This window comes from Enterococcus sp. RIT-PI-f (assembly GCF_001297065.1).
Taxonomy (GTDB): domain Bacteria; phylum Bacillota; class Bacilli; order Lactobacillales; family Enterococcaceae; genus Enterococcus_D.
The window spans coordinates 168,768-183,150 of sequence record NZ_LHOX01000021.1; the positions used below are offsets into that span (position 1 = coordinate 168,768).

Sequence of the window (14,383 nt, forward strand, 5' to 3'; positions counted from 1 at the left end):
GGATCTGATTGGACGACAATAGTGTTTACCGAACGCTGTTTTTTGAAGAAACCGATGATCATTTGACTCAGTTGAATGACCATGTGCTATTGCTAGAAAGCAACCCGCAAGATATGGATCTATTAAATGATATTTTTCGTTCAGCCCATACGTTAAAAGGGATGGCAGCTACAATGGGCTATGATGTCATGACACAGCTGACGCATAAAATGGAAAACATTTTCGATTTATTCAAGACAGGTGCGCTGCCTGTCACAAATCAAGGGATATCGCTGATATTCAAGTGTCTAGATCGCTTATCTGAATTGGTAGAAGATTTGCGGGAAGAACGCACACTGCAGCCTGCGCAAATTACTGATTTGCTGCAAGAGCTGGATCAAGTGGAGCAGGGATCAACCGGAATGACTGCTGTAACGGGCGCTAAGGATCTTAAACCAGCATCGCAGCAAATGCTGCAGCCGCAGCTAGACAGAATCGATGATTCAGACCGCTATGTCATCGAACAAGCCGCCGCAGATGGCTACCACGCATTGCAAATCGCTGTACGCTTAGATGAACAGTCGTTGTTGAAAGGACCAAGAGCCTTTTTGATCATGGAAAAATTAGGTCAGGCTGGGGATATCCTTTACACGAATCCCGATGCGCAAACAATCGAAGAAGGAGCCTTTGCTTCTGACTTTTCCCTCATCTTTTTGACCCAGCTGTCTGAAGCTGAGATTGAAAAGAATATCGCCAGCAACAGTGAGATTGCGTCTTTCTTGGTAGAACCCTATGCTGCCAAGAAGGTGCAAGATACAGCCGTTTCTATCGCAGCGACTGAGCCGAATGCAGTGGCGCCACAAGCCAGCAGAACAACAGCGGCAGCTCATTCAACAGCCAGCAATCAATCGATTCGGGTCGATTTGCATCGACTAGATTCATTTTTAGATTTGGTGTCTGAGTTGGTGGTCTATCGGAATCAATTGGAAGATGTCAGTGAGCGAGAACAGTTGGAAGCTGTGAAAGAACCACTAGAACATGTATCTCGTTTGACCTCCGAGCTGCAAGATTTGGTATTGCGCATCCGCATGCAGCAGGTCAATGTGGTCTTTAGCCGATTCCCGCGCATGGTACGAGATCTGTCCAATGAATTGCAAAAAGAAATGGATTTGGTGATCGAAGGGGAGGAAACGGAACTAGACAAAACGGTTGTTTCTGAACTAAGCGAACCACTGGTGCATTTACTTCGAAATTCCGTCGATCACGGCATCGAATCGCCAGCTGAACGAGAAGCATTAGGGAAACCGCGGAAAGGAACGATCCGCTTGGCAGCTTCTCAGGAAGGCAATCGCGTGATGATCACGTTAGAAGATGACGGGAAAGGTTTGGATCCACAAGTGATCAAAGCCAGTGCAGAGAAAAAAGGCTTGGCTACTGCAGGTCTTTCAGATGAAGAACTACAACAATTGATTTTTCATCCCGGATTTTCTACAGCCCAAGCGGTCACGAATATCTCTGGCCGGGGTGTTGGCATGGATGCCGTTCAATCAAAGATCACACAACTAGGCGGCACGATCGATATGAAGAGCCAACCGAATCAAGGTACCCAGTTTTTGATCAAATTGCCATTGACCTTGTCAATCATTCAAGCATTGATGGTTCGTGTCGGACAAGAGGTCTTTGCGATCCCGTTGAACTTAGTCGAGCGAGTGGTTATGATCCAAGAAAGCGACCTGATCCATACTGTATCAGATGAAGTCTATCGTTATCAGGAAGAACTGATTCCAATCGTGCGCACAGATAGTTTGTTAGGCATCAAAGGAGATCAAGTGGAAAAGAAATTTGCGATCATTGTCAACAATGAGCAGCAATTCCATGGCATTTTAGCGGATGAACTCATTGGGCAACAAGAGATTGTCATCAAAAAAATCGATCCTCTGCTGCAAAAACTCAATCGTTACCAAGGGGCAACGATACTCGGGGATGGCTCTATTGCATTGATTTTGGATATTCATGCAATTTGTCAAGAAAAAGTGGTGGACACACGATGAGATACGATGCACTGCAAGTTGATGCGCTGCGAGAAATGATCAACATTGGCGGCGGACATGCCGCGACTAGTCTATCTAAAATGGTGGAACAGCCCATCGATATGCGGGTGCCGGAAGTAACGGTGTTGTCCTATGAGGCGCTTTATCAGCAGATCATTGCTGAAGACCAAGAGGTCCATGTTGGGATCAGCCAAATCGAAGGCGCATTTGAAGGGATCTTATTGTTCGTTCTGTCCGAAGCCGCGGTGGCAAAACTGCAGCAGTTGATGATCCAAGGTCCCGTGACGCCAGAAGTCAAGCAATCCATGATCAACGAAGTGACCAACATTATCACCAATTCTTTCTTGATGGCAGTCAGTCAATTGTTGGAAGTGGAACTGACAGCGTCTCTTCCACAAGCGCATTATGACTTCTTTGGTTCAGTGATCAGTTCATTATATCTGGCCATGAATCAATATGATGATCAAGTGATGGTTATCAGAAATGAATTTATCTATGCCGAAGAAACATTAGAAGCATCACTGTTTCTCATTCCGGAAACCGGCGTATTAGAACAAATTTTTCAATCTTTAGGAATTTGAGAGGAGCACATACAATGTCAAAAAAAGTATTGATCGTTGATGACGCAGTTTTTATGCGGATGAAATTAAAGGATATCTTAGAAAAGAACGGCTATGAAGTGGTGGGAGAAGCCCAAAATGGCCAAGAAGCATTTGAAAAATATCAAGCGACTGCACCAGATTTGGTGACGATGGATATCACGATGCCGGAAGTAGATGGTTTAGAAGCATTGAAATTGATCCGTACCTTTGATGCCAGCGCGAAAGTTGTGATGTGCAGTGCGATGGGGCAACAAGGCATGGTTATGGATGCCATTCGCGCAGGGGCTGTCGATTTTATCGTTAAACCTTTTGATACAGACCGCGTGATCACAGCCATCGATAAAGCATTCGCGTAGCCAAGGAGGGTATATCATGCAAATGATCCTGTTCAAAATGGACCAGCAGCATTATTTGATCTCTGCCGATACTGTCGAGGAAGTGATCGATGCGCCGACATTTACCCCTGTGCCGCTGGCACCAAAATGGGTGAAAGGCTTGATCAATCTGCGGGGATCCGTTGTAACGGTCATCCGTTTGGCAGAGTTGATACCAATCACAAAGCCAAGATATGAAAGAAATGTGTTGATCATGAAAAAAGCAGATGAACGTAAAGGTGTTTTAGTTGAAGAAGTGATCGAAGTGATCGACGTCTTACCAGAAGCCATCCAATTGAGCAAACAAGAGGCTGCTTATTCAGCTGGCATCGTGTCATTGGGTGAATCTGTAGCAAGTGTCATCAGCATCGATCAGATGATTTTTTAAAAATGGGGGATTAATGTGGATCAGGTATTGACGCAGCAAGAGATTGATTTATTGTTGAATGCGATGAGCACCGGCGAGATCGATCAGGAGATCATTGAAATAGAAGATAGACAGCCAAAAGTGAAAGCCTATGATTTTCGGCGGCCAACGAAATTATCGAAAGAATACGTCAATACCCTGCACATGATCTTCGAAGATTTTTCGAAACTCAGCAGCAGCATGTTGTCTACCCAGTTACGGACGAACGTATCTTTACAACTTGCGGCGATCGAACAAGTCAGTTATGACGAATTTATCCATTCGATCCCGAAGTTTACTTTGTTAGGGCTGTTTCATTCACAACCTTTAAGCGGCTTGCAGTTGATCGAACTCAATCCGCAACTGTGTATGCTTTTAGTAGAATTGCTTTGCGGCGGTTTAGATGTTTATCAAAACAAGCCGATTGAGATGGATCTAGGCGACAAAAAAAGTTTTACCGATATCGAAACGGCTATTTTAGAAGAAGTCGTTGCCCAATTTGTGCAAGTTTATCAAAATGTTTGGCATGATATCGTCGCGTTGGATTCCGTTTTGGACGGATTAGACACCAACCCGCAATTGCTGCAAAACATGTCACCCAATGAACCGGTTGTGCTGGTGACTTTTACCATGAAAATTTTTGATGTCAAACATTTTATCAATCTTTGTGTGCCCTACGTGTTCTTTGAAGGCATTATCGACAAGCTGAGTTTCCGCAATTGGTTTGACAGCAATCAGCCCGTCAGCCAAGAAGACAGCCTCGAATTGCAGCGGAGTTTGAATGGGGTAGGCTTGAATGTGGAAGTGTTATTGGGACATGCCCAGATGCGCTTATCCGAGTTTATCCACTTAGAAGTAGGGGACGTGATCCAACTGAACAAAAAAATCAGTGAGCCATTAGATACATATATTGACGGCAAACCTTTTTTTAGGGCCAAACCAGGTCAGCAAAACGAGCGCTTAGCCATTGAATTACTAGACAAGTTAGAAGAGGAGCAAGAATAATGAGTGAAAGTTTGACCCAAGCAGAGATCGATGCCTTGTTGAGCCAAAGTGCGCCAACACAACCAGCCGGTCTTGAAGAACAAGTAAAAGTTGATATTATCGGTGAAGTCGGCAATATTTCGATGTCCCAAGCGGCCACCACCTTGTCCTCGATCTTAGACCGTCGCGTCAGTATCACGACACCGCGGGTAGCGAAAATCAAATTTGGTGAAGTTTTGCAAGATTTGACCGCACCGAAAGTGGCGACCACTGTTGAGTTTAAAGAAGGATTGCTGGGCAGCAATTTGATGCTGCTGGAAGTCAAAGATGCCATTGTGATCGCCGACTTGATGATGGGTGGGACAGGCGAAACAGCCAACACACAATTCACTGAATTAGAATTGAGTGCTGTCGCTGAAGCGATGAACCAAATGATTGGGACAGCGTCTACATCAATGGCCACGATGATCAGCCGGAAAGTCGATATTTTGCCGCCAATCGTCAAATTATGGGAAACACCCGCCAATATTGAATACGCGGCTATCGACGCCCAAGAAGAGATTTATTGCATCTCATTCTCGCTGCGTGTTGAAGGGTTGATCGAAAGTGAAATCATGCAGATTTTCACGGACCATGTCGTCAATGATATCGCCGATGCGATGCTATCGGATAAGGCCACTGTTGTTACACGTGAAACACCAGTTGAAGAAACACCAGCAGCACCCGTTACACCTCAAGCAGAACCGATAACAGAGAAAGCACAAGTTGAAGTCAGCAAGCCAGCTTTCCAAACCCTTGCAACAAAATCCGTCAATGAGGGGGACAATTTAGACTTGATTTTAGATGTCCCACTTGATTTGAGTGTGATTTTGGGTCGCAGCAAAAAATCGATCAAGGAAATTTTATCTTTCAATACCGGTTCCGTGATTGAATTAGACAAGTTGACGGACGAACCATTAGAAATCTTATTGAATGGCAAATTGATCGCTACCGGTGAAGTTGTCGTGATCAATGAAAACTTTGGTGTTCGGATCACCAATATTCTTTCCCAAAAACAACGGATCCATAATTTACATTAATTTGTACAAAACACAAAAAAGTGAAACAAAATGGTTTAACTTTTTTGTGTTTTGTCCGATAGTATAGGGTAGAAGAACGAGAACGGAGGAGAATCTATGAAAATCGAAAGAGGTTATGCCGAATATACCGACAAAGCCATCCAAAGAGATGCTGTCAAACAAAGCAAACCAGCCACCGCAGAAGTCAAGAAGACTGTCGATGTTCAATTATCCGAAACAGCCCAAGCGATGCAAAAAAGTGCCAGCCAAGAAACCAGTCGCAGTGCCAGGGTCGCTGAATTGAAACAAGCAATCAAAGCTGGGACCTATCAAGTTTCAGCCGAAAAAATAGCCGATAACATGTTGGCGCAAGACAAGCAGGTCGATTAGATGAATAGTCGTGAATTTGAACGCCAACTGCAGCAGTTTTTACGCCTGCTCAAAAAAGAAAAAGATATTTTGATCAAAAATCATGCCGACCAATTGCCAGGACTGGTTGAGAAAAAATCAGCATTTGTACCGATTTTATCTAGTTATGAAGGAGAAATCACAGCAACCATTCAAGCGTTGGTAGCAGATATCCAAATCCAGCAACAGGAAAATCTATTGTTGACGCAACAAGCTATCAGTTTTCAAACAGTATTGATGGAAGCTGTGAAAGACAATATCAAAACACCCGCCAATACCTATTCAAAATATCAAACCAAACCAAGCGTTTCCACCGCAATCATTGACCAAGACATGTAAGGAGTAGAAAGATGACAGGATTATTTGGTACTTTAGGGACAGCCACACGGGGGATGACCGCCAACCAAACAGCGCTGCAAACGACCAGTCACAATATTGCCAATACCAATACAGACGGCTACTCGCGACAAAGGGTCAATCTGCAAGCGGAAGCTTCGTATAATATCGCGGGTGTCGGCAGTATTGGCATGGGCGTTAAAGTCGGCAGCGTCGAACGTATCGTCGATGACTTCGTGATTGGCCAAGTGCGTAATGCCTATTCCAACTATACATATTATGAACAAAAAGCAGATATCTTAGGACAATTAGAAAGCATCATGAATGAACCCTCAGACAATGGATTGTCTAGCCAGTTGGCGACAATGTTTGATTCGTGGACATCATTGGCCAATAATCCCGAATTGGACACAGCCAAAACATTGGTATTAGAAAATAGCAGTACCTTTGCCGATACGGTCAACCAAATGGCAACTCAAATGACGCAATTACAGAGTGATACGACGGACACGATCGAAAAATCGGTCCTAGATTTCAACGAAAAAGTCAAAGCCCTGCAATCGCTAAATGAGCAAATCTATGGCTTAACGACGAGCGGGGGAACGCCCAATGATTTATTGGATACGCGTGATAGCTTATTGAAGGACCTCTCCGGATTAGCAGGTATCGAAACAACGACCGATGTCTACGGTCGCGGCTTTGTTTCAATCAGCGGGCAAACGATTTTAAATGCAGATACCCGCAATACCTTGAGTGTCGTCGTCGGCCAATCTGATACAGGGGCCGTGGTATCGAAAGATGGCAACCCATTAAATCCTTCGGAAACCATCAGTGGCACCTATCCTGTCGGGACAGTGTTGTTGAGTGAGGCTTCAGACACAGGAACAACTTATCAGGAACTACCGATCAAGGAAGGCGCGATTGGCGGATTACAGGCTTCAGCTACTGAGATCAGTAGCCGCCTCAATGAGTTGAACCAATTCACGACCACAATTGCCCAAGCCATGAATATGGTCTTTACTGGCGGCGCGTCAAGTACCAGTGGCTTATTTGACCTAAGTACCGACGATACCGGCGCAGCCACTACGATCAGTGTCAGCCAATCCTTGTTGGACAATCCAAGCCTAGTCAAAGCCGGGATGACAGACGCTGCGGGAGATGGCACATTAGCTGCTGCCATGGCGAAATTAAGTACCACCAAACTAGATTTCCCCCTTTCTGAAACAACGTTGGCTTCATTTGATGCAGCAACATTGACCTTCAGCAATGCGACATCAGGGATGACAGTCAATAGCTACTTTAATAGTATCGTGACCAAGAATGGGATCTCAAAACAGCAAGCCGACAATACATCCAGTGCACAATTGTCGCTATTGAACCAATTAGAATACAAAAACCAATCTGTATCTGGCGTGTCGATCAACGAAGAAATGTCAGATGTGATTCGCTTTCAACAAGGATTCCAAGCCAATGCGCGGCTCATTTCAGTAGTTTCTGAAATGCTAGATACCTTGATCAACCGGACAGGAGTGTAACGTCATGCGTATTTCAAATAATATTACCTACAGTGATTTCATGCGAAATCTAAGCACCAATGCCTCTAAAGTCCAAACGACCTTGAATCAGATCTCTAGCATGAAAGAAGTCAGTAAATCCTCGGACAATCCACTGCTGGTGTCGAAAATCATGGATCTCAATGTGTCATTGAGCAAAAATGAAACCTACAGCAATACGATCGCCGATAGCATCTCCTGGACAAAAGCGCAAGATGCAACGTTAGACAGCGTCAGTACCTCGATGTTGCGGATCCGTTCGTTGATTCAGTCTTCAGCGAATGCCACGGCTGGCAGTGATGAGTTAAAAGCCAACCAGTCTGAGATCGAACAAGAAATCAGTGGTATCGTCGAATCCTTGAATACCAATTTTGATGGCCGCTATCTATTCAGTGGCACCAACACCACAACTGCCCCCTTTGAAGTAATCAAAGACAATGATGCCATCATTGGCATCAAATATAATGGCACCAGTCAAGACTTGCCACGAGAAATCGCCAGTGGTGTGTCGGTGAATCTGATGGCAGACGGCAGTCGCCTGATGAACGAAACCGGCACGGCAACAGATCCTGAAAACTTGAGCACCTATTTCAATGACTTATTGTCTGCATTACGCAGCGATGATAAGGATGCCCTTAGCGGCGATTTATTGGCAGCCCACGATACGTATGCCAATAATATTGTCAACGTCCGTGCCCAGATCGGCACATTGTATAACCGGTTGGAGGCAGCCGCAGATCGGAATGAAACAGAGAATTTGAATCTGACCGAAACCCTCTCTAACAAACAAGATGTGGATGTTGCCGAAAAATATATGGAATATCAAAATCAAATGACTGCCTACCAAGCCACATTGGCCATGGGGACCAAAATCATGCAAATGACGATTTTGGATTATATCAACTAAATCCAGAATCACCGACTTTCACTTTTGGTGAAAGTTTTTTATTTTTTTCGCAAAAAAGACTTAACCCACCCCACATTCTGCCGATACATAGTATCAGAGGGCAACCTTAGCGAATACACACAATTAGGAGGAACTATACATGAGAATCAATACGAATGTTTCAGCATTAAATACGTACTCAAGCTTAACCAGCGCCAATGCATCAAAAAGTGCATCTCTATCTAAATTATCTTCAGGCTTACGAATCAACAAAGCCGGTGATGACGCAGCGGGACTAGCGATCTCAGAAAAAATGAAAGGCCAGATCGGCGGCTTATCACAAGCAAAAAGCAACGCCCAAGACGGTATTTCATTGATCCAAACTGCAGAAGGTGCCTTGAACGAAACCCACAGCATTTTAGGCCGTATGCGTGACTTAGCAGTGCAAAGCTCAAATGGTACCTTGAGCCAAGACGATCGCGATGCCATTGAAAAAGAATACACAGCTTTAACAGATGAAATCGATCGTATTAGTACAACAACTGAATTCAATAAAAAAAGTTTGTTGTCTGGCGCTGATGCTGCAGGAGATGCACAAGAGTTTACATTTCAAATTGGTGCAAATGCCAATCAAACCGTTTCAGTTTCAATTAAAAATATGGGATCTGGTTCTGACGGACTTGGTGTGAAAGGCTTAACTTTAAGTGCAGCGAAGAGTGATACGGATATTGAAAAAGAGTTTTTAGCAAGTGAAAAAACCTACGATGGGGCTGGAAAAGTAGTTACTGAAGATGGTAAAAAAGCGTCTGAACTAAAAGAGGCAGCTGAAGCTGAGGATGCAACAGATGCGGATAAGGCAAGCTACCAAGCTGCGTTGAAAACCTTTAAAGCAGCAGACACTGAATCGAATGCTATATCTACAATTGATAAAGCAATCTCCTCTGTATCAGACCAACGTGCTGCCTTAGGTGCTGCACAAAACCGTCTAGAACATACCATCAACAACTTAGGTACAACCCAAGAAAACATCTCTGAAGCCAACTCACGCATTCGTGACGTGGATATGGCACAAGAAATGATGAGCTTTACGAAGAGCAATATCCTTTCTCAAGCAGCAACATCCATGTTGGCACAAGCAAACTCTATGCCAAACAGCGTATTGAGCTTGCTACAAGGATAAGCACCTTTGCTCTTATCTTTACTTACAAGAACTGTCTGGGGGAAGGGCAGTTCTTGTTTACATAGAATACCGCTTTCGTCTTTTACTTAAATCAGAAATGAGGCATGTTGTATGGCGATCGATCCGATTTCCCTAGATGGGGTGACTAAAATCACACCGGTTCTACCCGTTGAACCAATCAAAGACAGCCAAGTGCTGACGGCGAATGACCAAAACGAAGCACAGGATAAGCAAACAGAGATCCATTACTTCTCGAAAAAAGACCAAGCATCGATCAAGGCTTCGGTGGAAACGTTGAACCACAAATTGTTAGGCAAAGACATGAAATTGGCTTACGAAGTCCATGAACGAACTGGCCGCACCATGGTTCGGCTCATTGATATGCGAACGGAAGAAGTCATCAAGGAAATACCGCCAGCCAATATGTTAGATGTCATCGGCAAGATTTGGGATGACATGGGTATTGCTGTCGATCGAAAGGGATGAAACTATGGCAAGTGTCACCAGCAGTTCAGGTATCAGTACTACATTAGGCAGTTACTCAGGGATCACATCAGATGATATCGAGAGTTTATTGGCGGCTGATTCCGTCAATAAGACCCGGGCGCAAAACAAAATCACCACGATCACTGCCCAAAAGACAGCATGGAGTGATATCAGTACCCGTTTAACCAACTTTCTGAACAAAGTTGAGGCGTTGCAAAAAGTTGATGCCTATCAAACCAAGAAGGTGACCACGTCCAATAGCAGTATTGCGTCGATCGCAGGAACGACCGATGCGCCAGAAGGCACTTATGATCTGAAAGTCAATCAATTGGCGACGGCTACCAAAGTCACGGGGACTAAAGTAGCTGACAGCAGTACGACAGCCTTGAATATTAGTGGACAACTGACTTTGACAAGTGCTGAAGTAGATGACAAAGGAGAAGCAATCACTGCAACCATTGAAATCAGCAGTGAACAAACCCTGAAAGACGTCGCAGCCAAAATCAATGAACAAACCAAAACAACCTCGATTGCGGCAAGTATTGTTGATAATCGCTTGATTTTGACCAATAGCAAAATGGGGGACAAAACCTTCTTAATCGATGGCGACGCTGTCGAAGGATTAGGCATTGGTGCAACAGCAACCACGACCCAAGGTCAGCCAGCGTTGTTTGAATTGGATGGACTGGCTATCTCTCGAGATAGCAACAGTGTGACGGATGTCATTGATGGCGTGACGTTGACATTGGCCAAAAAAAGCGATGAACATGTGACCTTATCTCTAACCAACGACACATCTAAAATCGTTGATGCCGTCCAAGGATTGGTGGATCAGTACAACAGCTTGATGAATTTTATCGGCGAAAAGTTGGCTGTCGGGGACCCCAGCAGCGAGGACAACACTACCGGCGCCTTAGTCGGCGACAGTGCCTTGACACGGCTGCAAGCCCAATTAAGAAACTTGATCACGATCCCTTCTGTCAGCGGCTCAGCATTGACGCCTAACAAGTTGGGTATCTCCAATGTCGATAATGAAGGCACTTTAGGCCTAGACACGACCAAATTAAAAGAAGCGATCGCGGCGGATCCGTCAGCAGTCAAATCCTTCTTTTATGCTTCGACCAAGACCAAAGCAGCAGATGGAACATCTACCACGACAGAAAGCGGCTATACACTGGCGTTGAAAGAATTGGCCAATAGCTATGTCGTCAATACATCTACCAATAAAGGCGTGATTGCAACAAAATCGGCGACTTATGATACCACGATCAAAGATTTGAATAAGCAGATCGAGCGGTTTGACGATATTTTGGCGATGAAAAAAGAACGATATGTCACGATGTTTACTAAACTAGATACGGTCATGATGGAAGCTGAGAGTCAATTGAGCTATTTAACGAGTCAATTTTCAACAACCTCCAGCAGCTAATGAAACGCGGATAGGATGCTACGTAGAAAGGATCGAACGATGGACACTTTTGAGACACTTGATAGCCGTTTGACCCAGATTTTGGCAGGGTTCAATCAATGGCAAGGCTCCGTTGAAGAAGCGGCAGCCTTGATGACACAAAACCAATCGTTGCTTGATGGGTTGACCACTGATTCAGTGCATAGTCCTGAAACAGCGGCGTTAGCCCAACAAGTTATGAACGCCTATCAAGACTTTTTGGCCCAACTCAAAGCACAGCAGCAAGTGATCAAACAAGAATTGGCCCGGTTGAATCGGCCGAACAATTTGGTTAAAACCTATCTGCAACAAGAAGATGGTGCAGCTTTCGTGGAATTTGATTTATAAGTGAGGAGAAAGAAATGAATTATCAGCAAATGCAAAACAATTATCTGCAAAACCAAGTGATGAGCGCCTCCCCCAATAAATTGATAGAAATGCTGTTGCAAGCAGCTGTCAAACACGTCAAGTTAGGGCAGATCGCCATCACTGAGGCACAGCCAGCTAAAGCCCATCAGCAGTTGACCAAAGCCCAAAATATTCTATTGGAATTGCGCTATGCTTTGGATGCTGCACAAGGTGGAGAGATCGCAGCAGATTTGGATCAACTGTACGGCTATATGTATGATGAATTGGTCCAAGCCAATGTCCGCAAAGATCCGCAACCTGCAGCACAGGTAGCAAGTTTGTTGTCAGAGTTGTTGGAAAGTTGGCAAACCATCACCCAATAAAATCATTGGTATCTATGGATAAATGAAAAATAACCGACAAATGATTAAATTTTCCCCATGTATCCCTTTACATTGAGTCTAATTTTTTACCTCCATGCGACTATCTGGTACTCTTTTTATGAGTGCACTAGAAAAGGTGCAAGGAGGTTTTTTTTATGCAAAAAATAAAACAGCATCCACTGATGGGGCAGGTTTTGCTATTGATTGGCATGAGTGTCGTCTTTTTGCTGCCGCAAATCATTGGCAAAGGCATGATCTTAGGGTCCGATGTGGTCTTTCACTTCAATCGCTTTTATGAAACCAGTCAGCAAATCAAAGAAGGCAATTTCCAGTACTTTTTATCGATCTATGGGTTCCAGCAATCTGGGCGGATCGTCAATGCATTGTATGGCCCTTTTTTTGCGTACTTTCAAGGGCTGTTGGTTCTGTTGAGTCCTTCTTGGTATGCGTATCAATTGCTGTCAAATGGCTTGCTGTATCTGTTGGCAGGCTTCTCGATGTATGGACTGCTGCGGCACCTCAAGGTAAATGGCTGGTTGGCCACAGCAATGGGGATTTTTTATATGTCGACCTATTCGATCCAATACTGGATCGAACGACAAGGATTCTCTGCTTGGGGTGCGGCAGTTTTACCTTTATGTCTGATTCCGTTGATTGCATTAGGCCAAGAAAAACGGTTGCGGCCATTTGCTGTGGGTGTTTCGGTCGCTGTCTTGTTTCAAATCCATGTGTTCTCAAGTATTTTGCTGGTCTTGATGTACGGCCCCTTTTTTATTCGTGCGTTCTTTCGCAGCGAGGAACCGCAGGCCAAACGTCAGCTGATCATCAAATTGGTGGGTGCCATCGCAATTTTTATGGTATTGACAGCGAATATTTGGGTGGGGATGGCAGATCTGTATTTGAACAACCAGCTTTTGGCACCTTTCGTCAACCATAATATGCAGAACAATACGATTACTGGCACCAGTAGTTACTGGTGGTCAACACCGGTACTGTTGCCGATCCTCTGTGCCCTATTCTTTTGTGGTGCGTTGAAAGTTTGGTCCAAGTTGACCAGTGACTTCAAGTTACTGACTTGGGTGGCGGCGATTTTTTTCATTTTAGCCACCAATTTTGTGCCTTGGACTTGGCTGGGCAGTTTGGATAATGGATTGATTGCATTGATCCAGTTCCCATTTCGCTTTTTTGTGCCCGCCACGGTGTTGATCATTGCAGGTCTATGCTTGCTGATCCCTTATTACCAAGGTCAGCAGTTGGTCAAACCGGTTTGGGTCGTCTTATTGGTGCTGTTGAGTAGTGGTCAAGTGCTGATCCAAACGACGAACAAAATGCGAGAATGGCAATCAGATGAAGCAGCGGTAACTTTACGCAATCATACTTATTTAGGTACAGACTCTGCCGCTGAATTGAAAGCCGCTTATTTTGTCACAGACAAATCCTTAGCGTTGGATCTTTATCAGCGCTCCACACCGGATTATGTGCCGATTTACCAAGAAACCACTGAAAACAAATATGATGCCTATGGGGAGCAAATCATAGAAGGCAACAATACTGTCATAAAGACGGTAGAAAATGGCAAGCTGACGGTACGTTGGCAGGGAGATGCTGTTGACTGGGTACAAATACCGATCATCAATTATCGGTACACAGAACTGACGCTGAACGAAAAGTCCCTTACGAGAGAGGATATCCAGCTAAGTACGATTGGTGTGGTGACTGTGCAGCAGAAAGTGGGATCGAATGTCTTGGTAGTAGATTACGATGCGCCATGGTATTTTGATAGTGCCTTGTGGCTTACGATGGCAGCATGGCTGATATTACCGATTGGGTATGCCGCTTGGTGGTGGCGATGGTCGAAAAAGACAAGCACAGCAATCAAATAACAATGTAAGCCTCTGCCAA

16 protein-coding genes are annotated in these 14,383 nt (G+C 44.5%); all 16 read left to right on the forward strand.

The features are described from left to right. The first annotated feature begins 8 nt into the window (after positions 1-8). The 16 genes from AEQ18_RS14175 to AEQ18_RS14250 all read left to right on the forward strand — a co-directional run bounded on the left by AEQ18_RS14175 (position 9) and on the right by AEQ18_RS14250 (position 14,364). Positions 9-2,030: a chemotaxis protein CheA gene (locus AEQ18_RS14175; protein ID WP_054117000.1), complete on the forward strand. Its 2,022-nt coding sequence runs from the start codon at positions 9-11 to the stop codon at positions 2,028-2,030. Then, positions 2,027-2,611, forward strand: a complete 585-nt coding sequence (locus tag AEQ18_RS14180) for a chemotaxis protein CheC (RefSeq protein ID WP_054117001.1) — start codon at positions 2,027-2,029, stop codon at positions 2,609-2,611. Before AEQ18_RS14175 ends, AEQ18_RS14180 begins: the two co-directional genes overlap by 4 nt. Positions 2,612-2,625: 14 nt before the next feature. Beyond that, positions 2,626-2,988: a response regulator gene (locus AEQ18_RS14185; protein ID WP_054117002.1), complete on the forward strand. Its 363-nt coding sequence runs from the start codon at positions 2,626-2,628 to the stop codon at positions 2,986-2,988. Between the two features lie 16 nt (positions 2,989-3,004). Beyond that, positions 3,005-3,394, forward strand: coding sequence for a chemotaxis protein CheW (locus tag AEQ18_RS14190; protein WP_054117003.1), 390 nt, complete (start codon positions 3,005-3,007; stop codon positions 3,392-3,394). 15 nt (positions 3,395-3,409) lie between these two features. Next, entirely contained in the window at positions 3,410-4,417 is a 1,008-nt protein-coding gene (gene fliM / locus AEQ18_RS14195; protein ID WP_054117004.1) for a flagellar motor switch protein FliM, read from the forward strand. After that, on the forward strand, positions 4,417-5,475 hold the full coding sequence (fliY, locus tag AEQ18_RS14200; RefSeq protein WP_054117005.1) for a flagellar motor switch phosphatase FliY: 1,059 nt from the start codon (positions 4,417-4,419) through the stop codon (positions 5,473-5,475). Before fliM ends, fliY begins: the two co-directional genes overlap by 1 nt. A gap of 96 nt (positions 5,476-5,571) precedes the next feature. Beyond that, positions 5,572-5,844, forward strand: coding sequence for a flagellar biosynthesis anti-sigma factor FlgM (flgM, locus tag AEQ18_RS14205; protein WP_054117006.1), 273 nt, complete (start codon positions 5,572-5,574; stop codon positions 5,842-5,844). Beyond that, positions 5,845-6,201 carry a hypothetical protein gene (locus tag AEQ18_RS14210; protein ID WP_054117007.1) on the forward strand — a complete coding sequence of 119 codons (357 nt, stop codon included), beginning with the start codon at positions 5,845-5,847 and terminating at the stop codon, positions 6,199-6,201. A gap of 11 nt (positions 6,202-6,212) precedes the next feature. Continuing rightward, complete coding sequence (flgK, locus tag AEQ18_RS14215) at positions 6,213-7,733, forward strand: flagellar hook-associated protein FlgK (RefSeq protein WP_054117008.1); 1,521 nt, start codon at positions 6,213-6,215, stop codon at positions 7,731-7,733. 4 nt (positions 7,734-7,737) lie between these two features. Then, positions 7,738-8,658 (forward strand): flagellar hook-associated protein FlgL, encoded by a 921-nt coding sequence (flgL, locus tag AEQ18_RS14220; RefSeq protein WP_054117009.1) that lies wholly within the window; start codon positions 7,738-7,740, stop codon positions 8,656-8,658. 139 nt (positions 8,659-8,797) lie between these two features. Further along, on the forward strand, positions 8,798-9,817 hold the full coding sequence (locus tag AEQ18_RS14225; RefSeq protein WP_054117010.1) for a flagellin N-terminal helical domain-containing protein: 1,020 nt from the start codon (positions 8,798-8,800) through the stop codon (positions 9,815-9,817). Positions 9,818-9,928: 111 nt separating this feature from the next. Further along, positions 9,929-10,303, forward strand: a complete 375-nt coding sequence (locus AEQ18_RS14230; protein WP_054117011.1) for a flagellar protein FlaG — start codon at positions 9,929-9,931, stop codon at positions 10,301-10,303. Positions 10,304-10,307: 4 nt separating this feature from the next. Continuing rightward, on the forward strand, positions 10,308-11,732 hold the full coding sequence (gene fliD / locus AEQ18_RS14235; protein ID WP_054117012.1) for a flagellar filament capping protein FliD: 1,425 nt from the start codon (positions 10,308-10,310) through the stop codon (positions 11,730-11,732). A gap of 15 nt (positions 11,733-11,747) precedes the next feature. After that, entirely contained in the window at positions 11,748-12,098 is a 351-nt protein-coding gene (locus AEQ18_RS14240) for a hypothetical protein (protein WP_235505556.1), read from the forward strand. Between the two features lie 14 nt (positions 12,099-12,112). Then, on the forward strand, positions 12,113-12,481 hold the full coding sequence (gene fliS / locus AEQ18_RS14245) for a flagellar export chaperone FliS (RefSeq protein WP_054117014.1): 369 nt from the start codon (positions 12,113-12,115) through the stop codon (positions 12,479-12,481). Between the two features lie 155 nt (positions 12,482-12,636). Continuing rightward, positions 12,637-14,364, forward strand: a complete 1,728-nt coding sequence (locus tag AEQ18_RS14250; RefSeq protein WP_054117015.1) for a hypothetical protein — start codon at positions 12,637-12,639, stop codon at positions 14,362-14,364. The last annotated feature ends 19 nt before the right edge of the window (positions 14,365-14,383 follow it).